Origin of the sequence: Streptomyces sp. NPDC101160 (genome assembly GCF_044768205.1) — a bacterium.
GTDB lineage: Bacteria > Actinomycetota > Actinomycetes > Streptomycetales > Streptomycetaceae > Streptomyces.
The window spans coordinates 598859-622995 of record NZ_JBIWPJ010000002.1; the positions used below are offsets into that span (position 1 = coordinate 598859).

A 24137-nucleotide genomic window follows, 5' to 3' on the forward strand; every position below is an offset into this window, starting at 1 on the left:
ACCGAAAAGGTCAGGAGGGACCGGGTCACGGGGCCAGGGGGCAGGGGGCAGGGGATCAGACAGGCTCCGGGAGCCGCCCCAGGCGCGCGCCGACCCGTTCCGTCCGGTCGTCGGGCGAGCACGTGTCGGCGGCCCAGCTCGCGCGGAGGGCTCCGTCGAGATCGAGCAGGTTCCAGGTGAGCGCTGTCATGCCGTCAGGATCGCAGCCGGCACTGACATGGGTGGCCGCGAGCGCGCGGCGCCGCTGAGCGGAGCGCCCCACCCGGCCTGTCCGACCGGGTGGGGTGCTCCGTTCGTTCTTCGCGGAGTGTCAGCCCTCGACTTGTTCTTCGCGGGGTGTCAGCCCTCGACGTCCTGTGGGTACCAGCGCAGCTCGACCGTGTTGCCGTCGGGGTCCTTGACGTACACCGACTCCGCCGAACCGCGCGCACCCCAGCGCGGCACCGGACCATCGACGACGTCGAACGTCCCGGAGTCGATGACCTCCTGCCAGTCCAGCGGGTCGACGACCAGGCAGATGTGGTCGACGTTGGACTCGCCGCGCGGCCGCGAGAAGAGGTCGATGACCGTGCTCTCGTCGATGCGCACGGACGGGAAGGACACCTCGCCGGCCCGCCACTCCTCGACCCGCTCGGGGACGAGGCCCAGGGTGCCGGTGTAGAAGTCGAGCGCCCGGTCGACGTCGGTCACGTTGAGGACGAGGTGGTCGAAGGCTTTGACGCGCATGAGAGGAATCACGACTTTCGGGTGGGACGGTTGGGCTGGACTCGAACGATCATGATCAGCGCGCGGCCTGCGGGCAAGTGCTCCGGGCGGACGTGGAGTGCCCCTCCGTCATGGATAGGCTGGCGCGATGCGCCATGTAACCGACGCCATGCGGGAGTTCCGGGAGGCGGCGCTCGCCTGGGCGGCCCTCGACGCCGACGGCTCCGGCGAGACCGATGACACCGCGCGCGAACTGGCCGGCCGGCTCCCCGTCCGTACCGTCGTCCTGCTGGAAGGGCTCAGCGACCTCGCCGCCGTCGACGCGCTCGCCGCCCGCCGTGGCCGGGACCTGGCGGCCGAGGGGGTCTGCGTCCTGCCGATGGGCGGCGCCATGAACGTCGGCCGCTTCGCCCGCCTCCTCGGCCCGCCCGGCCTGGGCCTGCGCCTCACCGGACTGTGCGACGAGCGCGAGCACGGCTACTACGCCCGCGGCCTGGAGCGGGCCGGCGCCGAGCGGGACGGGTTCTTCGTCTGCACGGCCGACCTCGAGGACGAGCTCATCCGCGCGCTCGGCGTGGCCCGCGTCACCGAACTCGTCCGCGCCGAGGGCGACTTCCGCGCCCTGGAGACCTTCCTGCGCCAGCCCGCCCAGCAGGGCCGCCCTCCGGAGCAACAGCTGCGCCGCTTCCTCGGTACGAAGAAGGGCCGCAAGATCCACTACGGCCGCGTCCTCGTCGAAGCCCTCGCCCCCGACCGCGTACCCGCCCCGCTGGACGCCCTGCTCGCCGGGCTCTGACCACGGGATCCCTGGAGCTACGGCGACACCTCCGCCGCCCTGTGGCGTGCCAGGTCCTCACGGGCCTCCACCGACCACGGATGGGCGGCGCCGAGCACCCGCTCCCGGCCCTCGACCACCCGCTCAAGTTGGGCGATCGCCTCCGCGCGCGCACCGTTCGCGGCCAGGACGTTGGCCAGGAGATGGCGCGCCGAGAGGGCGATGGGGTAGTCGGCTCCGTAGTGGCGTTCGTGGGCCGCGAGCGCCTCGCGGGCGAGGGGCAGCGCCTCGGCGCGTTGCCCGGTGTAGAAGAGGGCGTAGGCGCAGTCGAGCTGGACGACCATGGTGATCTGGTGGTCGGGGCCCAGCTCCCTGAGACAGTCCGTGAGGAGCGGCGGACCGGCCGGGGCCTCGGCGTCCAGCTCAGGCCCTGGGAGCACTTCGAGGAGGTGAGCCCTGGCCAGCAGAGTCAACGGGTGGAAAGGCCCCAGCTGCTCGGACCGGCCCAGCACTGCTCGCCGTATGAGGGACAGGGCCTCGGCCGTCTGCTCCCGCTGGTACACGGGGCGCGAGAGGGCCACACAGCAGTCCAGTGTCGTGAGGTCGGCCGGACCGAGCGCGCGCTCGGAGTCGGCCAGCACCTGCGCCAGCGCAGTCTCCGCCTCCTCGAAGCGCCCGAGCCGGTAGACGGCTCGGCCGGCCCGCTCCCGGAGGCCCAGGATCAGCGCGTGGTCGCTGCCGAGACGCGGTTCGCCGAGCTCCCGCGCCCGGGACGTCAGCGCCAGCGCCGAGGTGTAGTCGCCCGCCCGGTGCAGTGCCGTTGACAGCCGCAGCGCACACTCCACCGAGGCTTCCGCCGTCTCCCGCCGCACCGCGGGCCGGTCGCGGACGCGCCGGAGCAGCGCGAGGACATGGGGTACGAGGAGGCCGATGCCGGTGTCAGCGGCGCCGCGCTCGGGCACCACGGGGAGCGCGGCGGCCAGGAGGCGCGCGGCCGTGGCGGCGAGCGGTTCGTGCTCGTCGTCCGGGGTGCCGCGGGCGACGCTGTCGAGCAGGACGCCGTGGGTACGCAGGCACCGGGTCCCGCCCGGCACGAGCTCGGTCAGCGAGTGGTCGAGCAGGCCCCGCAACGCCGGCTCGACGCGGACGGCCGGAAGGCTCGGGCCCAGTGCGGCACCGGTCAACAGGTCCAGCGGGAGGGGGTCGTTCGACCAGCAGGCGAGCAGCCGGAGCAGGGTCACCGCTTCGGGCAGGCCGCTCCTGACGAGCCGGTTCATGGAGATCTGCCAGGTGCCGCTGACCAGGTGCCGCGAGTCGTTGCCGGGATCGACGGCGGCGCCCTGGTCGATCAGCTCGATGGGGTCGACTCCCTGGTCGCCTTCCAGGTGGCGGCCGTACTCGGTCAACGTCCACGGCCGGATGACCTGGTGCGCGAGGAAACCGCCCGCCAAGGTGAGGGCGAGGGGCAGCCGGCCGAGCCGGTCGGCGACGGCGGCCGCCTCCTCCGCGGTGCCCGCACCCGGAGCGATGTCACACAGGACCTGGGCGGCGTCAGCCCGCGGCAGCACACCGACGTGCAGCAGCTCGGCCCGGGGCCACCAGTGGCCGGCCGCCTGCCGCGTGGTCACGAGGACGGTGCCGCGCGGGCTGCCGCGCAGCCAGCCGCCGTCACGGAGCACGGCCGGGTCGTCGGCGTTGTCGAGGACCAGGAGCCAGGGCTGCTCGGAGCGGTCCAGGTACTCCCAGACAAGGTCGGCCGCCGCCCGCAGACCGCTGCGCGCGGCGACGAGCTCGCCCTCGCCGGCGCCCCGGTCGGCGGCGACGGCGAGCATGCCGGCGCGCAGCGACGCCTGGTCCGAGGCGTTCACCCAGAAGCCGAGTCGCTCGCCACCGGCGGTCGCGTGGTGGAAGAGCGTGTAGGCGGCGGCGGTCTTGCCGCAGCCGCCCAGCCCGTGCAGCACCAGGACCTCGTCGCCCACGCCCCGGTCGACGGCCGCCCGCAGCCGGTTCATCAGCTCGGCGCGGTCACGCAGCACCACCGGCGCACGGCCGACGGCGGGGCGCCGCACGGAGTCCGGTCCGCCCCAGGAGGGGCCGTGATGGTGGTGCTCGACGATGTGCTGGTCGCCGGATGCCTGGTAGACGCGTCCCTGTCCCTCGGCCCGCGCGTCGTTGCGGCCTGTCACGACTGCTCCAGGCGCATGTCACGGCCGGCCTGGTAGATCCGGGCATTGCCGGAGGCGGTGGCGTGCTGAGTGACCTGAGGAGCAGCGGGAGCGTCGGGGGCGTTGTCCGCGAGGAGCGTGCGGAGTTCCTCCACCAGTTCGGGATGGGCGGCGAGCAGACGCCGGATGCGGCCCTGCCATTCGGCCCGTACCTCGGCCTCGGTCTCCCGGTCGCCCGTGTCCCTGGCCCTGAGCAGCTCCTCTCGGCTGGATTCCAGCTCGTCCAGGACGGCCGGGGCCCGTTCGGGCCGGACGCGCTGCCACAGACCGGCGATGCCGTCCCGGATGCTCTGCCACGCGTCGGTGGCGAGCAGGGTCACCAGTGTCGTCCCGGCCGTCCCGGCCAAAGTCGCGATCTCCGGATCCATCACGTCCCCCTCGAGATTCGTCGGCGCGCCACTAGGTCAGGCAGCGCCACCCTAGGCCAGACGGCGACCAGGGCGACACCGTTCGACCAGCCATACCCGACTTCCCTGTCTCCGGGGCCGCATGACATACCGTCGGTTCGTCGGCCCCGCGTCCAGAGGAGCTCCTCGTGCACCATTGGCTCTCCGAGCGGCGTCGAGGGGCGATGAGCGCGGCCACCGCGATCTGTGTGGGCGTCGTCCTGCTGGTGCTGAACCGGCAGCCGGTGGTCCTCACCGCGGCGGACATGGGCGTGCTGGTGCTGCTCTCGTATCTGCTGCCGTATCTGGCCGTGACGCTGGTCGCGTTCAACACCGTGACCACCGAGCAGATGCGGGTCTGGGCGGAGCGGGAGCAGCGGGGGACGGTGCTGCAGCGGTACGTGTTCGGGACGGCGCCGGGGCCGGGCGGGTCGATCTTCATCGCGGCGGCGGCGCTGATCGTGGCGGTGCTGTGGCTGCCGGGGCACCTCGGCTCCGCGTTCCCTTCCCTGCTGCGGGTGGTGACGGCGCTGGCCCTCGTCGTGATCGCGTGGGTCTGCGTGCTGGTGTCCTTCGCCGTCACCTTCCAGGCGGACAACACCATGGAACGGGAGCAGGCCCTCGACTTCCCGGGCGACGAGGAGGCGGGCTGGTCCGACTACGTGTACTTCGCCATCTCGGTGATGACGACGTTCGGGACGACCGATGTCGACGTCGTCTCGCGGGAGATGCGCCGGACGGTCGCGGCCAACGCGGTCATCGCCTTCGTCTTCAACACGGTGACGGTCGCCAGCCTCGTCTCCGCCGTCAACGGGATCTGAGCCGGTCCGCCGGCCTCATTCCAGGAAGGCCGGCGCCAGCGCCGCCGTCATCAGGCGCTTCGGCGCGCCCGAGCCGTCGGCCGGGACGGTGTAGAGGTCGGCGCCGTAGTCGCCGGGCAGCGAGTAGGAGACCGTGCGGTCGTCGAGCCAGACGGCCTGGTCGTCGACGCTGCGGGGCTCGGCGAGCGGGGTCTCCCGCAGGTCGGCCAGGTCGAGGGCGTACTCGTGCCAGGGCGCGTCGGCGGGGGCGCCCGCGACGCGCTTCTTGTAGACGATCCGGGTCTCGTCGGGGGAGAGGGACGGGCACTCGACGTTCTGGTGGAGCGTGGTGACGGTACGGGTGGCCAGGTCGCCGCGGACCAGGTAGGTCTGGCCGGCGGTCGCCATGGTCGCGTAGAAGTGCCGGTCGTCGCGGGAGAAGGTGACGCCCCAGAAGTTGGTGTCGGCGGCGTGGTGGTCCTTGCCGTCCTTCACCACCCGGAACTCCTCCAGGGACGTGACGAGCCGGCCCGTCCTGGTGTCCAGGACGGCCGTCCGGGTGGAGAAGTTCGAGCTGGCGTACGAGTCGCCGCCGACGAACACCGTCCACGCCACCAGCCGTCCCGACGGCGAGACCCGGGCCCGGGTCGGGATGCCGGGCAGCGGATAGTGGGCCCGCTCCTTGAGCGCCGAGTCCAGGACGACCGCCCGGTACGTGTCCTCCACCGCGCCGCGCACCGCCTGCAGGCAGATCCCGGTGCCGCCGGCCGCGTGGAAGCGCAGACACTTCACCCCGGACGCGGTGCGCGGACCGGCGGGGGCGGAGGCCGGCACGGTGACCAGCTCGTCGCGGTGCGGGCCCCAGGCCATGTTGCGGAAGACGATCCGGCGGTCGGCGCCGGCCGCGAGCGAGACCCGCCCGGATCCGATCGCCGGTCCGCCCGCCTGCGGCCGGTCCTTCTCGGCGGCCCGGTCGGCCGCGTGCAGCAGCGACGCGGCGGCCACACCGCCGAGCACGGCGAGCGCCGCGAGCAGGACGAGCAGGCGGCCGCGCAGGGTCAGCTGGGTCATACGGGGGTTTCCTCCGAAGCGGTGTCCGTGGCGGTGGGCGGGGCCGTGGCCGTGGCCGTCCCCGGTTCCCGGGGCGCCGGCCGCAGGGCGAACGCCGTCGCCGCGCACACCGCGAGCACGGCCGTCGCGGCGCCGACCGCCCAGCGGTCACCCCACGCGGTCCAGGCCGCGCCGAACGCGATCGAGCAGCCGAACCGGGCGAGCGCCTGCCCCGTCTGGATCAACGCGAGCCCCGACGAGCGCAGTTCGGGCGGCACGCAGCCGGCCGCCGCCGCCATCAGGACGCCGTCGGTCGCCGCGTAGAAACCGCCGTGGAGCGCCAGGACCAGATAGGGGAGCGCCGGGCTCTGCCAGCCGCTGAGCAGCGCCCCGTACACGAGCAGCAGGGCGACGTGGCCGCCCAGGAACACCCGCCAGCGGCCGATCCGGTCGGCGAGCCGCCCCAGCGGCACGGCGAGCAGCAGGAAGGCGGCGGCCGTACCGATCGGCAGCAGCGCGAACCAGTGGTCGGTGACGCCGAGGCGTCGCTGCAGCAGCAGGTAGACGAAGGAGTCGCTGACCGTGGCCAGCCCCAACAGCAGGGCGCACAGGGCGAGTCGGCGTACGTCGGGGAGCCGGAGCAGGGCGAGCGCGGCCTTGAGCGAGGCACGCGGCGCGCCGTCGGGCGCCGGCGCCGCCAGGGGGCGGGGGCGCGAGGGTACGAAGAGCAGCAGGACGAGCACGCCGGCCGCGGCCACGCAGAAGCTGACCGTGAACACCGCGTCGTAGCCGTCCACGGCCTGACGGAGGATCAGGAAGGCGACGAGCGGGCCGATCAGGGCGCCCGCGGTGTCCATCGCCCGGTGCACCCCGAAGGCCCGGCCGCGCGACTCCTCCGGCGAGGCGAGCGAGATCAGCGCGTCGCGCGGCGCGGTCCGCAGGCCCTTGCCGGTGCGGTCGGCGGCCAGCACCGCGCCGATCAGCGGCAGCGAACCCGCCACCAGGAGAAGGGGCTTGCACAGCGCGGAGAGGCCGTAGCCGAGGGCCGCCACGGTCTTGTGCCGGCCGCCGCGGTCGGCCAGGTGCCCGCCGACGAGCCGGACGAGCGCGCTGAATCCGTTGTAGACGCCGTCGAGCAGGCCGAAGCCGAGCGGCGAGAGGCCGAGCCCGGCGACCAGGTAGAGCGGCAGCACGGCCGTGACCATCTCCGAGGACACGTCCGTGACGAGGCTGACCGTGCCGAGCGCGAGCACGGTGGGCGCGACGGCGGCGCGCCGCCCGGGGCCGAGGCCCCGGGCGGCGGCCGTCGCGGCCGTCGCGGGAGTGGTGCTGCGACTGTCCGCTACGTACACGTCAGACGGTCCAGATGCCCGTGATCGGGGTCGCGTTGGCGGCCTGCCCGGCGTGCGTGGTGCCGTACATGTCTTCGATCGTGCGCAGCAGGTTGTAGTGGTTGTACGTGGTCGAGGACGTGGAGCCCGGGACCACCTGCTGGCCGTAGAAGACGGTCGCGATCTTGTTGCCGGCGAGCCTGTTGTCCTCGTCGAAGGTGACGACGAGGAGGCTGTTGTGGGTCTTCGCCCAGGTCGCGTAGGCGCCCAGGTTGTTCTTCAGCCAGGTGTCACCGGTGCTGACGGAACAGTCGTGCATGTCGCTGCACAGGTTCGGGACGACGAACGACACCTGCGGCAGCGTGGTGTAGTCGGTCGGGAACTGCGCCATCGTGTACGCCGACGAGGTCGGGACGTTCGAGAAGCCGAACCACGGGTTGTGCTTGCGGGCGTAGTTGCCGCTGCTGCACGTGGTCGAACCCTGGCTGGGCAGCGTCTCGTTGTAGCTCTTCCAGGTCTTGCCCGCGGCGATCAGCTCGGAGGCCAGGTTCGGCGCGGAGGAGAAGCCCGGCGTGTAGCAGCTGTCGTCCGTGATGCCCTGGGTGGAACCCGAGAACATCGCGAAGTAGTTGGGCTGGCTGGGGTGGGTCTCGGCGTACGACTGGGTGAGGTTGGCGCCGCCGGCCTTGAGCGAGTTGATGTACGGGGCGCTGGAGCTGCCGATGACCTGGCTGTAGGCGTGGTTCTCGAAGACCACGACGATCACGTGGTCGGGGGTGGGTACGGTCGCCGCCGCCTGGGCCTGCGACGTGCCGCCGAAGCCGGCCCACAGGCCGATCGAGGCGGCCGCGAGACCGAGGGCGGACAGAAGGGCGGTGCGGCGTTTCGTGGGCGCGCCGGACACGGCTACCTCCGGTTGAGGGTGGGGAGTACGGGGCGGTGCAACCGGCACAGTAGGAGTGAGCATGTCAACCTGGAAGGTGTTCCGCGTGAAGACCCGGGAAACGTCTCGTGCCACCACGCGAACACACTTCCTCACCTGCCCAGCTTCCCTCCGATCCGGCTCAGCCGCAGAGTGCCCGCCTCAGCCGCAGAGCGCCCGCTGATACAGGACCTTGATCGCGCCGTCGATGGGGTGCGGCTGCGGCTGCCCCGAGGCGTCCGGCTTGCTCCAGCGCATCAGATTGATCGCGGCGGACATCCGGCGCCCGCCGTCCTCCCGGGTGAACGACATGGTCCCCGCGCCCCAGACCGTGCCCCGGTTCCCCCAGAAGGTGCCGCACCCGGGGATCGTCAGCTTCTCCAGGCCCAGGCCGTACTCGATCGTCGACCCGTCGAGGGCGACGACCGGGACCGTCCGCCGCATCTCGGCCAGCGCCGCCGCGCCGACGACCTCGCCGGCGAGCAGCTTCCCGAAGAAACGGTTCAGGTCCGCCACGGTCGACACCAGCCCGGCCCCCGCCATGTCCCACGACATGTCGTACACGCTGTAGTCGCGGGGCGGTTCGAGCGTGCCCCACAGCCCCTCGTACATCCGCGCGTGCGGACCCTCCACGTGCGGCCCGGTCGGGAACGCGGTGTGGCGGAGCCCGGCCGGCGCGACGACGTGTTCCGCGACGTACTCCTCCGCGGGCGCGCCGGTCACCTTCTCCAACAGGCGGCCCAGAAGCAGGTAGTTGGTGTTCGAGTACACGCCCGGGGTGCCGCCCGGCTCGGCCGGGGACGGGGCCGCGAGGCCCAGCGCGATCAGCTCGGCCGGGTCGCACGCGCGGAACCGGTAGTCGTCCAGGCTCTGCGCCGACACGTCCCAGGGCGCGCCCTGGATGGACGGGAAGGCGTAAGGGATGTACTCGGCGAAACCGCTGGTGTGGTTCAGCAGCATCCGCACCGTGACCCGCCGGCCGCGCTCGCCCGGCACCAGGTCCGGCAGCTGCTCCCCGATCGGCGCGTCGAGGCCGATCCGGCCCTGCTCGACCTGCTGGAGCACCGCGGCGGCGACGAACGTCTTGGTGATGCTGCCGACGCGGTGCCGCATGTCGGGCGTCACGGGACGCCCGGTCTCCGTGTCGGCGACGCCGGAGGCACCCTGCCACACGTCGCCGCCGACGCCCACCTCCGCGAACACGCCGGGCATACCGGCGTCGTGGAGGCCGTCGAGGGCCGCCTGGAGCGCGGCGGGGTCGAGGCGCGAAGGTGCGGGAGTCTCATGGTCCATGGTGCTGTCCGTCCTTTTCTCGTACTGGTTGCTTCCGTGACCGGGCCGGGCCGGCTGGTGCGGGCCGGGTGCCGGGCCGGGGCGGAGCCGGTCTGGGGCGATGACGATCGGGAGTGATGTCGGGCCGGGCCGGCCGGCCTGGGCGGCCCTGGTCGGGGGCCGGCCCGGCCGGGCCGGCAGAGCCGAAGTCAGTCCGGGGTGATGCCGGTCCGGGCCGATGCCGGTCCGGGCCGACGGCATCGGCGGGGCGGCTCACCCGCGCGGTCACCCCTCCAGGGCGCGGCGCAGCACCGCACCCAGCTCGGCGTTCTGCCGCTGCGAGACCTCGGCGGAGAGGATCGCCTGCGAGCCGTGGAACGTCCCCGGCCACTGGTGCAGCTCGACCGACACCCCCGCCCGCAGCAGCCGCAGCGCGTAGTCGATGTCCTCGTCGCGGTTCGGGCAGAGCTCCGCGGTGGCGATGTACGCGGGCGGCAGCCCGGCGAGGTCGGTCGCCCGGCCCGGAGCGGCGTACTGCGTGGCCGGCCGCCCGCCGAGGTACTGCCGCCACGACGCCGCGGCCTTGTCGCGGTCGATCCACGGGGTGTCGGTGAAGTTCCGCTGCGACCAGGTCTCCTGGCGGTCGTCGAGCTGCGGCTGGTTGAGCAGCTGGAACCGGATCGCCGGACCCCGCTCGTCCCGTGCCCGCAGCGCCACCGCCGCCGCGAGCCCGCCGCCCGCACTGTGCCCGCCGACCGCGAGCCGCGCCGGATCGACGCCCAGCTCCGCCGCGTGCCCGGCCGCCCAGCACAGCACGGCGTACGCGTCGTCCAGCGCGGCCGGGTACGGATGCTCGGGCGCCCTCCGGTACCCCACCGAGATCACCACGACCCCGGAGTTCGCCGCGATCCGTGCCGCCCACGGGTGCTCCGTGTCCAGGTCGCCCATGACGTATCCGCCGCCGCGCAGCCACACGACCGCGCCGCCGCCGCGCGCCCCGTGCGGCCGGTAGACGCGCACCGGCACCTCGGGATCGGCCGGCACCGTCATGTCCGTGATCTCCATGCCGGACGTGTCCGGCGCCGGCACGCCGGCCGCCAGCGCGGCGAGCCCCGCGCGGGCGGCGAGCGGGTCGGCCATGTCGGCCTGCGGGAACAGGGGGATGAATGCTTCGAGTTCGGGATCCATGACGCCCATCCTGGCGGCCACGACCGGGCGGATCATCCGCCGTCCGTCGCGCGTCCGCCCTGGATCCCGCGCCGTCCGTCGCGGGCCGCGCGGGCGGGCGGCCCGCCTATGCTGCTCGCATGGAGGCACTGGCCGTTCGGCTCTCGGGACTCGATCCGTACGTCGACGGCGCGATCCGCATCGTCGCGTTCTACGACACCCTGATGCGCCGCCGCGTCGACCTCCCGGCCCTCGCCCGCGCCTCGGCGGGCCTGGCCGAGTGCGTGGCCGGCATCCGGCTGCACGGCACCGGCCGCGTGATCCGCATGTCGCCGGACGGGACGGAGGCAAAGGAACCGGCGGGGACGATGACGGTGTCGGCGCCGGTCACGCTGGACGACGAGGAGATCGGCAGGGTGTGGCTGGAGCGGGTGGGCGGGCCGCGGGGCGTGCCCCGTGCGGCGGGCGCGCCTGAGGCACCCGGGCCGAGCGGACGGGCCGGGCCGACCGGCCCGCGCAGGCCGGAGCCTTCCGGCAGCTCGCGCACGGCCCAAGTCCTCGCCGCGCCGGCGGCACCTGCCCCGTCCGGCCCTGCAGCTGGCGGGTCGGAGACTTCCGGCTGGTCCGGTACGGCCCGCGTTCTCGCCGCGCCGGCGGCACCTGCCCCGCCCGGCTTGTCCGGAGGGTCCCCTGCGGCCGGCCGGTCGGAGACTTCCGCCGGGTCCCGTACGGCCCAAGTCCTCGCCGCGCCGGAGGCACCCGCCCCGTCCGGCTCACCCGAACCGTGCCCCACCTCGCCCAATCCCCTCGACGACGTTCTCCTCGACCGGCTCGCCATCGCAGTCGCCGCCGTCGTCGAGCGGTACGGGCCGGCCCGGACCACCATGGCCGACCCCGCGCTCGTCGAGCTCGCCGTGAGCGCCGACTGCGAAGAGGCGGCGAGAGCACGGGCGTTGCGGCTGCTCGGCTTTCCTCCGGGGCTTCCCGTTCGCGTGCTCGCCGTGCGGTCGCGCCTCCCGCTCGACGACATCGGCGCCCGGGTGTGTCCCGACGGGCACGTCAAGGCGGCGCCGCTCGCGGACGTCGGGGTGCTGCTGGCGACCGCCGTGGACCCGGCCCGCGTGCCGGCGGGCGTGCGGGCCGGCATCGGGGACCCGGACAGCCCGGAGCGGTCGTGGCGGCAGGCCCGTACCGCCCTGCGCTTCACCACCGCGCGCGAACCGGTCGTCCACCACGCCGACCTGGGCGCGCTCGCGCTGCTCGCCGAGATTCCGGCGGCTGCCGTGCGCGAGAACCCGGACGTCGTGGCGGTCGCCCGGATCGCCGCCGCCGACCCCGACGACCTGGACACCCTCGACGCGTACTGCCACACCGGATCCCTGCGCCGGGCCGCCGAACTGCTCCACCGCCACCACAGCAGCGTCGCCCGCCGCGTCGAGCAGCTCGCCAGGGCGATGGGCTTCGACGTGACGGATCCCGCGGGACTCGGCCGGGCCCGACTCGCCCTCACGGCCTGGCGGTTGCTGGACGACCGCTGAGTCAGGGCGTGCACGTGGTGCCGGGGCGGACCTTCGTGAGGTCGGTCAGATACGCCTCGACCTTCCTGTCCACGCAGGCGTTGCGGCCGTAGCCCGTGTGGCCCGGCGCGTCGAAGGACAGCAGCATGCCGCCGGGGAACTGCCGTGCCAGGCTGACCGCTTCGGCGTACGGGGTCGCCGGGTCGCCCTCCGTACCCACGACGAGGACCGGCGGAACGCCCTCGGCGTGCACCCGGTGCGGCTGCTCGGGGCCGGCCGGCCAGTCCTTGCAGACCAGTTCGCTCGCCACGGCCGACGTGCCGTACACGCCTGCCGCCTTGTCGGCGGCGGGCAGCGCGTCCCAGTAGGCCCGCTCGTCGCGCGGGTGGGGGACGTCGAGGCAGTTGATCGCGGTCAGGGCAGCTTCGCTGTTGTCCTCGGGCACGGCGGACGACCCCGGCGCGTCGGAGCCGTCGGAGGTCCCGGAGTCGTCGGCGTCGTCGGACTCGTCGGAGGTCTCGTCGTCCGTGCCCGGCGGCTCCTCGTCCGTCGCCAGGGCCGCCAGCTTCGTACCGTCTCCCGCGTCCGCCGCCCGCAGCGCCTCGGACAGGTCCTGCCACTGCGCCTCCGGCGTGTACATGGACAGGCTGAGCGCGGAGACGAACGCCTCCGCGTCGAGCCCGCCGGCGGAGCCCTCGACCGGCAGCGGTTCGCGCTGCGTCCGCCGCAGGAGCCGGTCGATCAGCGCGCGTATCTCCTCGGGCGTGGCCCCGGGGCAGGCGTCGCCGACCTGGTCCGCGCAGCTCCGCGCGTACTCCTCGACCGCGTCCCGGAAGCCCCTGGACTGGCCGATCATGCGCTGTCGCCAGTCCAGGGACGGGTCGACCGCCCCGTCCAGGACCATCGCCCGTACCCGGCGCGGGAACTGCTCCGCGTACGAGGTGCCCAGGCTCGTGCCGTAGGACCAGCCGACGTACGTGAGCTTCCGCTCGCCGAGCGCCGCCCGCAGCACGTCGAGGTCCCGGGCCGCGTCGCGCGTGCCGACGTGCCGGAGCAGCGGACCGCTCGCCTTGGCGCACGACTCGGCGGTCTCCCGCGCGCCCGCGAGGACGTCGGCGCGCTCGGCGTCGGTGCGGGGGTAGAGCGGCGCGGGGGCCGCGTCGGTCTCCGGCTCCGGAGACTTCGCGTCCGTCTGCTGCGCGGTGCGGCAGGTCAGGGCCGGCTTGCTCTCCCCGACGCCGCGCGGGTCGAAGGACACGATGTCGAAGCGCTCGCGCACGCCCTTGCCGAGCTCGTCGGCGAGGCCGTCCTTGAGGGCCTGGACACCGCGTTCGCCCGGGCCCCCGGGGTTGTAGACGAGGGAGCCGATCCGCTTGCCCGCCGTGGCGGTGGCGGCCTTCGCCACCGGAAGGACGAAGGTCCGGCCGTCGCCGGGACGGGCGTAGTCCATCGGCACGGTGAGCGCGGCGCAGCGGAAGTGGCCGCAGGACCGCCACGCGAGCCGCTGCTCGTAGAAGCGCCGCAGCTCGGGGCGGGTGGACGGGTCCGCGGGGGCGGCCGAGGTACGCGGCCGGCTCCCGTCCGCGCCGGGTCCGGCCGCGGTGCAGGCGGCCAGGGAGGTGGTGCCGAGGGCGGCGAGGGCGATGACGAGGGTCCGACGGCGGACGAGGGCGCGGATCACGAGGAACTCCCATGGGTGAACGGTCCCCGGCATGATCACGCGCCGATGCTGAGGTTTTCCTGAGGACCGGAGCGGGGGGAGCGGGTCCGAGGTGTCAGTCCGGCGTGGGCAGCCGCAGGACGAAGCGTGCCCCGCCGCGCTCGCCGCGGTCCGCCGTGAGGGTGCCGCCGTGCGCGTGGGCGACCCACGAGGCGATGGAGAGGCCGAGGCCGGTGGACCCCGATCCGCTGCGGAACCGCTCGAAGAGGGCGCCCGCGACCTCCGGCGGAAGACCGGGACCGGCGTCTTCGACGGTCAGCGTGCCGTCGCCGGCCACCGTGATCAGCACGTCCGCCGGGACGCCCGGCGCGTGCCCGTGCGTGAGCGCGTTCCCCAGCAGGTTGCCGACAGCCCGCCGCACCAGGTCGGGATCGGCGAGCACGACCGTGTCCGCCGCCTCGACCCGCACGCGGTGGCCCGCCGTGGGACCCTTCCCTGCGACCCCCTCGGCGACCTCTTCGGTCGCGCCCTCGACGACCTCCTCGACGACCGCCTCCACCAGCTGGTCGAGCCGCAGCAGCTGGCGTGCCGGCGTCGCCGTGCCGGACATGAGCCGGGCCCGGGTGAGCAGCCCGTCGACGAGGCCGCCCATGCCCTCGGCGAGGCGCAGGGTGCGCCGGTGCACCTCCGCGCTGTCCGTCTCGCCGCGCAGCGCCGTCTCGGCGAGCGTACGGAGCGAGGCCGCCGGTGTCCGCAGGTCGTGCGCGGCGTCCGCGAGGAACGCCTCCTGCTGGGCGAGCGCGGTGAGCGCGGGCCGCACCGCGCGCCCGGACAGCAGGTGTCCGACGGCCGCGGAGAGCAGGACGAGCACCGCGCAGCCGCCCGACACCAGCCACACGAGCCGCTGGTGCCGGGCCTGTTCGGCGGTCGCGTCGGCCACCGTGACGAGGACACCCTGCGGCGGCTCGTCCCCGGCCGCGTCCGGCGCGTAGAAGGGCTGCGCGAACACCCGTACCGGCGCGCCGCTCGCCGTACGCCGGTCGAAGGCGCGCACCTCGTCGGCCCGCACCGCCGCCCGGCCGGCCGCCAGGACGGTGCCCCGGCTCACGGTCAGGCACGGCTTGGCCGGCGCGTGCTGGACGGTCAGCCGGTCCGGGTCGGCGTCCGACACGAGGAGCACCGTCAGCGGCGGGCAGGCGGTGTTCACGTTGTCGGCGAGGACGCCGGTGTCCAGGCGGCCCTCCTCGTCGGTCTCCAGGAGGCCCAGGGCCCAGCTGGTGTCGGCGTCCATCGAGTGGTCGAGCTGCTCGCGCCAGCGGCCGCTGTCACTGCGCACGGCGAACACGGCCATCGCGACCAGCCCCACGGCGCTGGTCAGCGCGAACAGCAGGCTGATCCGCCGGCGCAGCCGCAGTACGCGCTCCGTCGGGGTGAGCGGGCGCGTGCGGCGGAGGCGGAAGGGGTTCATCGGGCAGGGTCCGTCGAGAGGTCCGTCGAGTGGTTCTTCGAGAGGTTCACCGGGCGGGCCTCACGGGGTAGCCGCGCCGGGGGCGCCGGGCGGTGCGAGCCGGTAGCCGACCCCGCGCACGGTGTGGATCAGCGGCGGGTCGCCGAGCTTGCGGCGGAGCTGGGAGACGAGCACCTCGAGCACGTTGGACTGCGGCTCGGCCATCTCGTCCCAGCAGCTCTCGATCAGCTCGGCCCGGGAGACCGCCTGGTCGGCGCGGGTCGCGAGGACCTCGAGGACCGCGAACTCGCGGCCGGTCAGCGTGAGCAGCACGCCGCCGCGGCGCACCTGCCGGCGGGCCGTGTCGATCTCCAGGTCGCCGACCCGGTGCACCGGAGGGCGCACGACGGCGGCGCGGCGGCACAGGCTGCGCACCCGCGCGACCAGCTCGGGCACGGCGAACGGCTTGACGAGGTAGTCGTCGCCGCCGCTCGCGAAGCCCTCCACCCGGTCCGCCACCGTGTCCCGCGCGGTCAGGAACAGCACCGGCACCCCGCGACCGGCGCGCCGCAGCCCGTCGACGTAGCCGGCCGCGTCCCCGGACGGCAGCATCCGGTCGAGGACCGCGCAGTCGTACGCGGTGACGAACAGCGCCTCGTCCGCCTGCGGCAGATCGGCCGCCTCGTCGACGGCGAACCCGGCGGCCCGCAGGGCGGCGGCCACACCGAACCGGAGGTTTTCGTCGTCCTCGACGAGCAGTACGCGCACCCCGCACAGCCTAGGCGGTGCCCTCTGCGCCCAGCCCCGGCGGCCCCGGACCTGTTACGCCCGGCCCGCGCCGTGCTCCGCGCAGAAGCGCGTCACCAGCTCGACGTACTCCTCCGGGTGCGTGACGTGCGGGATGTGCCCGGCGCCCTCGAAGACATGAGTACGCACCCCGGACAGCGCCCCGGCCACCCGGTCCACCACCACGCCGAACCACGCCGGGCTTTCCGTGCCCCGGGTCACAAGGGCCGGTACGTCGCCGGCGCTGAGCGCGGCCAGGTCCAGGCCGGCCCAGTCGGGGTCGCCCTGTTCGTCGAGGAAGGTGGGCGCGTTGGTGACGTAGGTGTCCCGCAGCCGCTGCGGCATCTGCTCCCAGGCGCCCGGACCGAAGGCCACCTCCTCCACGAAGGTCCGCGCCCCGGCCAGCGCGTCGCCCTCCCGCAGCAGCTCCACCACGCGGCCCAACCGCCGGCGGGCCTGCGCCATCTGCTCCTCGTACGCGGGCATGCCGGCCACCAGGTCCATCAGGGTCGGCTCGTGCACCACGATCCCCCGGAACAGCTCCGGGCGCCGGGACGCGAGGCCCAGCGTGACCGACGCGCCGAAGGAGTTGCCCGCCACGAAGGCGGGCGCGAAGCCCAGGGTCTTCAGGAGCCCGGCCAGGTCGTCCTCGTCCTCGCGCCGCGTCCCCTGGCCCTCCGGCCGGTCGCTTTCGCTGTGCCCCCGGCGGTCGTACACGAGCACCCGGTGGCGCAGCGCGAGACCGTGCACGACCGCGTCCCAGTTGTGGTGGTCGCCCCAGGAACCGTGCACCAGGACCAGCGGGTCGCCGTCACCGCCGGCCTCGTAGAACAGCCCGACTCCGTCGACCTCGACCCTTGCCATGTGCGCTCCCTGCGGCGACCAGCGGACGAACAACCGGAACCCCGACCATTGTCCGGACCCGTTTCCTCAGCGGTGGGAGAACACGCAGGCCATGCGGGTGTCCGGGTTGCTGCTCAGCCCGACGACCGCCCCGCCGTGCGCCGGGTTCGCGCGGGCGTGCGCGCCCGCGTATCCCTGGGAGGTGAGGAAGACGCCGACGGCCGCGATCCAGTCGGCGGCCGCCCCGGTCGCCGGATCGAGCACCGGCTCCGGCCGCGGCACCACCCGCTCCTGCACCAGATAGCCGCGCTCGGCGGCGACCGCGAGCGCCTCGCGCCACTCGGCGTCGGTGCACTCCCAGCCGACGAAGGTGTCGATGCCGCCGTGCCCCGCGCCGGGCTTGAGGATCAGCCGCTCCCGGCGCTCCCGGCACTCGTCGAGCAGCGCGGCCGGCGCCCCCGCCCGCAGCGTCCGGGACCACGGCAGCACCCGGTCCACCAGGGCCCGTTCCTTGTCGTCGAAGGCGCCGGTCCAGCGCGGGTCGGAGAGCATGGCCAGCGCGCTCTTGTGCGCGAAGAGACCCGACTCCAGGGAGGCGAAGAGCACCGTGCGGCCCGCCTCGTGGGCGCGGAACAGCCGCTCCGCCACCTCGGGCCCCGCCGGGTCGTCGAGCAGCTGGCTCGCCCCGAAGTTGCGCAGCACCAGATCCAGCGGCTCGCCGTTCAGGGCCAGTTTGCCGTCGGGCCGGGTGCGCAGCTCCCCGACCTCGCCGATCACCAGCCGGAGGCCCTGGGCGGCCATCGCCTCCTGGACGGCGCGCATCAGCGGCCCGAAGGCGGCCACCCCGCCGTGGCCCTCGACGAGCCCGATCACCGGCTCGGCTCCGCCGCCCGCGAGCGCCGGCCGGGCCCGCTCGCGCAGGTCCGCCGCGAGCCGCGCCGCCGTGTCGACGTGTCCGAGCCCGTGCGCGGCGGCGAACGCGCCGAACTCCGCGACCTCCAGCAGTCCCCGGTTGCACACGGCCATCTCCAGGCCGCCGACCTCGCTGCCCAGGTTGAACTCCAGGAGCCGGTAGCCCCGGCCGTCGTGGTACGCGTCGGCGCGCCCCAGCTTCGCCGGGCGCCCGTCGCCGGACCGCCGCAGCAGGGCCGCGTGGCGCGGCGCGAGCCCGAGCTCCGCCGCGTACGCCGCCCGGTCGCCGTCGAAGAGCCGGTCCGGCAGCGAGACGAGCAGCTCGAACAGGTCCTCCAGGTCCCGTGCGAACTCCCGTATCTCTTCCTCCTGTACGAACCAGGGGCGCGACAGCAGATGGGGCCGCCAGGCCCCGTCGAAGACGGGCGGCAGCCCGGCGCGGGTCAGGGCGTCCCGCAGCCCGTCGTTCCCGCCCAGACACTCGTCCACGTAGGTGCGGCTCAGCAGAGTCATGGGCCCCAGCAGATCACGGCGGGCGGCTCGCGCGACAGGCCCGTGCAGCGGGCTCCGCGGACCGGCGCCGGGACTGTCAGTGGTGGGTGTCAGACTCTGCTCATGGTGTACGAACTCCTCGCAGCGGCGGGCGTGCTCGCCCTGCTCACGATGGCGCCCGGCCCCGACATGGCGGTCGTGACGCGGCGGGCCGTCGCGGCGGGCCCCGGCGACGCGGTGCGGACGGTCGCCGGGATCACGACCGGGCTGCTCGTCTGGGGCGTGCTGTCCGTGGCGGGGCTCGCCGCCGTCCTGGCCGCGTCCGCCACCGCCTACACCGTCGTCAGGCTGGCCGGCGCCGCCTATCTCGTCCTCCTCGGCGCGCAGGCGCTGCTCGCCGCCCGCCGGAAGCGGCATGGCGACGGAGACGCCGGGACGGCGGCGGAGTCCATACCGACCCCGCCGCCGTCCGGCAGCCCGTGGCGCACCGGCCTGGTGAACAACGTGCTCAACCCGAAGATCGCCGTCTCCTACACCGGCCTGCTGCCGACGCTGGCGCCGCACGACCTCTCCCCGCACCTGGGCATGGCGCTCCTCGTGCTGATCCACGCGGCGCTCACGGTCGTCTGGCTCGGCGGCTATGTGCTGCTGCTCACCCGGGCCCAGGCGTTCTTCTCCCGTGCGGCCGTGCGCCGCAGCATGGAGCGGATCACCGGTGCCGTGCTGATCGGCTTCGGGCTGAAGGTCGCCACCGCGCAGAGCTGAGGACGCCCGGGCCCGGGGGTCTCAGGACCCCCACGCCTCGAACTCGTAGATCCGGGCCGCGGGATCCGTCGTCTGCGTCGGCTTGGTGATCACCAGGCGGACGTAGCGGGCGGTGAGGGAGACCGGGTGGGTGGTGGTCGCCGCCGTGTTGCCGGTGACGGTCACCGCCGTGGTCCACGGGGCGGTCGCGCTGTCGCGGACCTGGACGGTGAAGTCCCGGGTGTTCCAGGTCGCGCTCTCGCCGCCCGCCGCCGCGTGCTTCACGACGAAGCGGTTCAGCGTCCGGGAGGCGCCGAGGTCCACCTCGAGCCACTTCGACGTCGTCAGCGTGCACCACTTGTCGGTGGTGCCGCCCGAGACGCTGCCGTTGACGGCTTTCGGCGCCGACTCGTCGGCGTTGCACTGCCCGGAGGCCGTCGCGGGCCGGTTCAGCGCCAGGTTCGTGTCGGTCGTGGCGGACCAGGCGACCGTGGTGCTCGCGGCGGGGGAGCGGCCGAACTCGGTGGAGACCGCCTCCACGTCCAGCGTGGTGGTCGTCTCGGCGCCGACGCGGTCGAGCCGCGGCACGAAGTTGCTGTCGTTGGGGGTGGCGCCGAGGAAGGTGCGGCTGCCGTCCGGGTTGCGGCGGTACACCTCGTAGTGGTGCACGGCTCCGGTGGCCGACGCGGTCCAGGCGAGCCGCAGCGACTTGCTCGTGGCGCCGGAGTCGGTCGTGCCGAGCACCGTCGGCGCGGCGGGGGCCGCGGGGGCGTCCACGACACCGTCGTACAGGGCGAGTTGGCCGACCTTGATGTCGTACGAGGCGGCCGTGCCGGTCGTCTGGAGGCCCAGCTGGGCGACGGTGCGGCCGGCGTACGCGGAGAGGTCGAGGGTCCTGCGCTCCCAGCCGGCCGTCGTGGTGGAGCCCAGGTCGAGGGTGGTGAAGGTGGTGGGGGAGTCGGTGAAGGAGACGGCGGCCTTCAGGTGGGTCGGCCCGGCGGACGGGGTCTTCAGCACCACCGACAGCTTGGTGTCGGCCGCGACCGGCAGCCGCGTCTGGTACAGCCGTACGGTGTTCACGGCGTCGAGAGGCCCGGTGAGGCGCAGCGCGGAGCCCCCCTCGTAGGCGTCGGTGAAGTCGTACGACGGCTTCAGCTTCGTGCCGGTCGACTGCACCAGCCAGCGGTAGGTCGGCGGCACGTCCTGGAGAGAGAGGTTGTTCCAGCCCGACGACGACACCCGGACGCCGCCGGAGTGGTAGAAGTCGCCCTGCCCGGCGTCGAAGGAGGTGACGAACGGCTTGGCGGTGACCGGGGAGGACTCGGCGACGTAGGTCGCGATGCCCTTCCAGGAGGAGGTGGTCGTGGTGTCGGACGGGTCGCCGTTGGCACCGTCCCAGTAGCGGGCCTCGCGGGCGTAGGAGTCGGCCCGGTCGGTGGACGAGTTGTGGGTCCACTCGGGGCGGTAGAGGCCGAGCGAGGCGGTGTGCGGGCGGCCCGGCGGGAAGAGAGCGTCCCAGGACACGCTCGTGTCGTAGCCGTCGGCCTCGGTGTCCACGCCGGCGAACAGCTCGTACTCGCCGCGGCCGAGGCTGCGGGCCAGCGTGCGGGAGGAGTCGAGTCCGGAGGTGCTCCAGTTGAAGTTGAGGAACATCGAGTCGCTGGTCCGCAGCGAACCCTCCTGCAGGAAGGAGTCGTTGGCGGAGGTGAGGGCGTTCTGCCAGTTCACCGAGCCGGACTCGGTCATCGCGTCGTACCACATGAAGTCGACCGGGCCGAGCGAGCGTGCGTACCGGAGCGCGTTGCGCATCTCGGTGGCGAGCGTGCTGTCGCCGCCGCCCGTCTCCTGGTTGATGAACCAGCCGTCGAAGCCGTAGTACCGGGCGACCTGGGCCAGCTTGTCGGCGACCGGATAGCGGGTGCCGGACTTCTGCACGAAGTCGCGCACCCACTGGAGTTGGCCGCCGTACGCGGTGGGCGGGAAGAACACCGTGCCGTAGACCTTCACGCCGTTGCGGTGGGCGGCGTCGATCACGGTGGGGTTCGGCGCCAGGATCAGCCCCTCGCCGGCCGAACCGCCCCAGAAGACCAGGGTGTCGACGTACTGCCAGTGCCCGAAGGCGTAGTAGCGCGGATCGGGCGAACCCTGTGAGGGGTTGTTGGAGGTCGGCGCGAACGACACCAGGGACACCACCTTGCCCTCACCGGCCCGGGCGCCGGCGTTGGCCTTCAACGCCGGGTCGGCGACCCGGGGTTGCAGCGGGACCCGGGAGCGGTTGAAGCGGGCGTCGGGATCGGTGGCCGGATCCCAGTTCAGAAGGGTGTTCGGGTACCAGTACGAGGCGTAGGGCTGGTCGCCGGTCGCGGCGACAACGTTGTCGGGCGGTGCTGACGCCGACGCGTTCGGCGGGCCGGCGAGGCCGAGCACGGCCGCGGTCAGCGCGGCGGCCAGCAGAAGGGGCAGTCGTCTCATCGGAGCTCCGGTCCAGCAGAAGGGGGGAATGGGCTGGTGGTGCCGGTGGCGCGACGGTGCGGTGACGGACCGGGCGGCACTCCGCCGCCCGGTCCCGGAGGCTAAAGGGCTTTAGCGGAAGGGTCAAGAGGTGCGGCCGCCGGTGCCGCCGTGCTCTCGCGGACCGTCAGACGCGGGGTCGGGTTCCGCACGTCCCGCGCCGAGGACGGGTCGTCGAGCAGTGCCAGGAGCGCGCCGGCGACCTGCTCGCCGAGGGCGAAGGTGTCCCGGGAGAGCGCGGTCAGCGAGGGGTGGACGATCCGGGCCAGCGCGGAGTCGTCGAAGGACACGACCGACAGCTCGCCCGGCACCGGCACGCCCATCTCCGCCGCCACGCCGAGCCCCGCCACCGCCATCACGTCGCTGTCGCAGACGATCGCCGTCGGCCGCCGCGCCCGCGGCCGGGCGAGCAGGGTGCGGGTGGCGGCCGCGCCCTCCGCGTCGCTGAAGTCGGTCGGTACGGAGACGGCCTCGGCGAGGCCGAGCCGGCGCGCCGCGTCCCGTACCGCCCGGATCCGGCGCCGGGTGTGCTGGAAGGCGGGCAGCCCGGCGAGATGGGCGATCCGGCGGTGGCCGAGGGCGGCCAGGTACTCGACGATCGAGGTCATCGCCTCGCGGTCGTCGGCCCAGACGGCGGGCAGCCCGCCGTGCGGCCCCGGGCCGCCGAGCACGACCGTCGGCACGCCGAGCTCCTCCAGGACGGGCACCCGCGGATCGCGCACCTGGAGGTCGACCAGGACGAAGCCGTCCACCCGGTGCTCGGAGGTCCAGCGCCGGTAGACGTCGATTTCGGCCGCGGTGTCCTCGACGACGAGGAGCTGGAGCGCGGTGGAGCGGGCCGAGAGCCCGGCCTGCAGCCCGGAGAGCAGCTGGCCGAAGAAGGGTTCCAGGCCGATGGTGCGCGCGGGCCGGGCGAGCACCAGGCCGACCGCGCCGGCGCGGGCCCCGCCGAGGGCGCGGGCGGCGCTGTGCGGGCGCCAGTTCATGCGCTCCGCGATCCGCAGGATCCGGTCCCGGGTCGCCTCGCTCACGCCCGGGCGCCCGTTGAGCGCGAAGGAGACGGCGCCCTTGGAGACGCCCGCCTCCCTGGCGATGTCGGCGATGGTCGGTCTGGCCAACGGACGCCCCCTCATCCCGCGTGTCCGCGCACGCGCTCTTGACACCGGAGTCTAGTCGCGAGCATAGTCCCGCATCGCTAGAGCGGTTTAGTCAAGCACGTCGAGCGACAAGCAAGCCGAGCAAGGTCAGCGCACCCCCCGCGACGTCCGAGCAAGGAGACACCCTCGTGCGACACATACGACCCCTGCGCAGAAGCCCGCTGGCCCGGTGGACCGCCGTGGCGGTGGCGGCCGTGACCCTCGCCGGCTGCGGCCTCGGCGGCGCCGAGGACTCCGGTGCGCCCGGCCCGGCCGCCGCCCACGGCGAGGTCAAGGGCAAGGTCTCCCTCCAGACCTGGGCCCTCAAGCCCAAGTTCACCGCCTACATGGAGAAGGTGATCTCCGGCTTCGAGAAGAAGTACCCGGGCGTCGAGGTCGAATGGCTCGACCAGCCCGGCGAGGGCTACTCCGAGAAGGTCCTCAGCCAGTCCGCCGGCGGCACCCTGCCCGACGTCGTCAACCTGCCCCCGGACTTCGCGCTGCCGCTGGTCAGGCAGAACCTGCTGCTCGACATCGCCGCGTCCGACCCCGCCGCCGCCACCGACTACGTCAAGGGCGGCCTGGACGCCTACCGCTTCCCGGGCCACGACGGCACGTACGGCTACCCCTGGTACCTCAACACGGACGTCAACTACTGGAACAGCGAGCTGTTCACCACGTACGGACTCGACCCGAAGAAGCCGCCGGCCTCCCTCGACGAGCTCGTCAAGGCCGCCCGTACCGTCAAGGCGAAGTCCGGCGGCCGGACGTACCTGATGAGCCGCAAGCCCAACCTCATCGACCTCGCCAACGCGGGCGTACCGATCATGTCCGCCGACGGCAGGCACTTCACCTTCAACACCCCCGAGGCCGCCGCCGTCCTCGACACCTACCGCGCGGCCTTCAAGGAGGGCCTGCTGCCCAAGGACGTCCTCACCGAGACCTACGCGGGCAACACGAAGCTGTTCAGCTCCGGCACCGCCGCCTGGACCACCGCCGGCGCCAACTACATCACCAGCCTCGGCACCGACAACCCGAGCCTCGCGCCCAAGGTGGTCCCGTCCCCGGCCATCGGCACCCCGCCGCTGTACGTGCAGGGCCTGTCCATCCCGAAGAACACCAGGAACCCGGCCGCGGCCCTCGCCCTCGCCCGCTGGGTGACCAACGCCGAGAACCAGGCCGCCTTCGCCCACGAGACCAGCATCTTCCCCTCGACCACCGCCTCCGCCTCCGACCCGTTCTTCAGCAAGAGTGACGGCAGCAACGCCGGCGACGCCAAGGTGTTGGCCTTCCGCTCGCTCGCCTCGGCCCGGGTCCTCGAACCCGTCCAGGCCAACGACGCCGTCAAGACCCTCATCAACCAGCAGATCGCCCTCGCCATCAGCGGCCAGAGCGGCTCGAAGGAAGCCCTGGACACCGCCGTCGCCCGCGCCGACCAGCTGCTGAAGGACTGAAG

General features: G+C 73.8%; 21 protein-coding genes. 5 read left to right on the forward strand and 16 right to left on the reverse strand.

Translation table 11 applies throughout. From position 1 onward, the window contains the following. Positions 1–55: 55 nt before the first annotated feature. Together ACIRSU_RS08235 and ACIRSU_RS08240 are read right to left on the reverse strand one after the other, a co-directional pair. Positions 56–190, reverse strand: a complete 135-nt coding sequence (locus tag ACIRSU_RS08235) for a hypothetical protein (protein WP_403790238.1) — start codon at positions 188–190, stop codon at positions 56–58. Positions 191–339: 149 nt separating this feature from the next. Beyond that, positions 340–726, reverse strand: coding sequence for a VOC family protein (locus ACIRSU_RS08240; RefSeq protein ID WP_403789909.1), 387 nt, complete (start codon positions 724–726; stop codon positions 340–342). Positions 727–853: 127 nt separating this feature from the next. On the opposite strand from ACIRSU_RS08240, the gene ACIRSU_RS08245 reads away from it, so the two are divergent. Next, the gene (locus ACIRSU_RS08245; protein WP_403789910.1) at positions 854–1501 is read left to right on the forward strand and encodes a TOPRIM nucleotidyl transferase/hydrolase domain-containing protein; all 648 of its coding nucleotides are present in this window, start codon (positions 854–856) and stop codon (positions 1499–1501) included. Positions 1502–1518: 17 nt separating this feature from the next. Here ACIRSU_RS08245 and ACIRSU_RS08250 read toward each other — a convergent pair whose 3' ends face one another. Beyond that, positions 1519–3666, reverse strand: a complete 2148-nt coding sequence (locus tag ACIRSU_RS08250) for a tetratricopeptide repeat protein (protein WP_403789911.1) — start codon at positions 3664–3666, stop codon at positions 1519–1521. Next, positions 3663–4073 (reverse strand): hypothetical protein, encoded by a 411-nt coding sequence (locus tag ACIRSU_RS08255; RefSeq protein WP_403789912.1) that lies wholly within the window; start codon positions 4071–4073, stop codon positions 3663–3665. The genes ACIRSU_RS08250 and ACIRSU_RS08255 overlap by 4 nt, the downstream gene beginning before the upstream one ends. Before the next feature lie 203 nt (positions 4074–4276). Here ACIRSU_RS08255 and ACIRSU_RS08260 point away from each other — a divergent pair, with 203 nt between their 5' ends. Continuing rightward, positions 4277–4912, forward strand: a complete 636-nt coding sequence (locus ACIRSU_RS08260) for a DUF1345 domain-containing protein (protein ID WP_403789913.1) — start codon at positions 4277–4279, stop codon at positions 4910–4912. A 15-nt stretch (positions 4913–4927) separates the two neighbouring features. Here the strand turns inward: ACIRSU_RS08260 and ACIRSU_RS08265 are convergent, their stop codons facing one another. The 5 genes from ACIRSU_RS08265 to ACIRSU_RS08285 form a co-directional block, all read right to left on the reverse strand. Continuing rightward, on the reverse strand, positions 4928–5953 hold the full coding sequence (locus tag ACIRSU_RS08265) for a TolB-like translocation protein (protein ID WP_403790221.1): 1026 nt from the start codon (positions 5951–5953) through the stop codon (positions 4928–4930). Positions 5954–5958: 5 nt separating this feature from the next. Further along, entirely contained in the window at positions 5959–7293 is a 1335-nt protein-coding gene (locus ACIRSU_RS08270; protein ID WP_403789914.1) for an MFS transporter, read from the reverse strand. A gap of 1 nt (position 7294) precedes the next feature. Continuing rightward, entirely contained in the window at positions 7295–8176 is an 882-nt protein-coding gene (locus ACIRSU_RS08275; RefSeq protein ID WP_403789915.1) for an alkaline phosphatase family protein, read from the reverse strand. Positions 8177–8356: 180 nt separating this feature from the next. Continuing rightward, positions 8357–9487 (reverse strand): serine hydrolase domain-containing protein, encoded by a 1131-nt coding sequence (locus ACIRSU_RS08280; protein WP_403789916.1) that lies wholly within the window; start codon positions 9485–9487, stop codon positions 8357–8359. A 264-nt stretch (positions 9488–9751) separates the two neighbouring features. Beyond that, positions 9752–10654 carry an alpha/beta hydrolase gene (locus ACIRSU_RS08285; RefSeq protein WP_403789917.1) on the reverse strand — a complete coding sequence of 301 codons (903 nt, stop codon included), beginning with the start codon at positions 10652–10654 and terminating at the stop codon, positions 9752–9754. A 119-nt stretch (positions 10655–10773) separates the two neighbouring features. On the opposite strand from ACIRSU_RS08285, the gene ACIRSU_RS08290 reads away from it, so the two are divergent. Further along, positions 10774–12171 carry a helix-turn-helix domain-containing protein gene (locus ACIRSU_RS08290; RefSeq protein WP_403789918.1) on the forward strand — a complete coding sequence of 466 codons (1398 nt, stop codon included), beginning with the start codon at positions 10774–10776 and terminating at the stop codon, positions 12169–12171. A gap of 1 nt (position 12172) precedes the next feature. On the opposite strand, the gene ACIRSU_RS08295 is transcribed toward ACIRSU_RS08290, so the two are convergent. The 5 genes from ACIRSU_RS08295 to ACIRSU_RS08315 all read right to left on the reverse strand — a co-directional run bounded on the left by ACIRSU_RS08295 (position 12173) and on the right by ACIRSU_RS08315 (position 18311). Next, complete coding sequence (locus ACIRSU_RS08295) at positions 12173–13831, reverse strand: alpha/beta hydrolase (RefSeq protein WP_403789919.1); 1659 nt, start codon at positions 13829–13831, stop codon at positions 12173–12175. Positions 13832–13925: 94 nt separating this feature from the next. Next, positions 13926–15278, reverse strand: a complete 1353-nt coding sequence (locus ACIRSU_RS08300; protein ID WP_403789920.1) for a sensor histidine kinase — start codon at positions 15276–15278, stop codon at positions 13926–13928. A gap of 60 nt (positions 15279–15338) precedes the next feature. Then, complete coding sequence (locus ACIRSU_RS08305; protein WP_403789921.1) at positions 15339–16025, reverse strand: response regulator transcription factor; 687 nt, start codon at positions 16023–16025, stop codon at positions 15339–15341. A gap of 54 nt (positions 16026–16079) precedes the next feature. Then, the gene (locus ACIRSU_RS08310) at positions 16080–16907 is read right to left on the reverse strand and encodes an alpha/beta fold hydrolase (RefSeq protein ID WP_403789922.1); all 828 of its coding nucleotides are present in this window, start codon (positions 16905–16907) and stop codon (positions 16080–16082) included. A 66-nt stretch (positions 16908–16973) separates the two neighbouring features. Continuing rightward, positions 16974–18311 carry a hypothetical protein gene (locus ACIRSU_RS08315; RefSeq protein ID WP_403789923.1) on the reverse strand — a complete coding sequence of 446 codons (1338 nt, stop codon included), beginning with the start codon at positions 18309–18311 and terminating at the stop codon, positions 16974–16976. Between the two features lie 102 nt (positions 18312–18413). Between ACIRSU_RS08315 and ACIRSU_RS08320 the strand changes: the two genes are divergently transcribed. Beyond that, complete coding sequence (locus ACIRSU_RS08320; RefSeq protein ID WP_403789924.1) at positions 18414–19055, forward strand: LysE family translocator; 642 nt, start codon at positions 18414–18416, stop codon at positions 19053–19055. A gap of 21 nt (positions 19056–19076) precedes the next feature. On the opposite strand, the gene ACIRSU_RS08325 is transcribed toward ACIRSU_RS08320, so the two are convergent. Beyond that, complete coding sequence (locus ACIRSU_RS08325; RefSeq protein ID WP_403789925.1) at positions 19077–21506, reverse strand: discoidin domain-containing protein; 2430 nt, start codon at positions 21504–21506, stop codon at positions 19077–19079. A gap of 101 nt (positions 21507–21607) precedes the next feature. Beyond that, entirely contained in the window at positions 21608–22663 is a 1056-nt protein-coding gene (locus tag ACIRSU_RS08330) for a LacI family DNA-binding transcriptional regulator (RefSeq protein ID WP_403789926.1), read from the reverse strand. Positions 22664–22830: 167 nt separating this feature from the next. Here ACIRSU_RS08330 and ACIRSU_RS08335 point away from each other — a divergent pair, with 167 nt between their 5' ends. Beyond that, positions 22831–24135, forward strand: a complete 1305-nt coding sequence (locus tag ACIRSU_RS08335; RefSeq protein WP_403789927.1) for an ABC transporter substrate-binding protein — start codon at positions 22831–22833, stop codon at positions 24133–24135. Positions 24136–24137 lie beyond the last annotated feature (2 nt).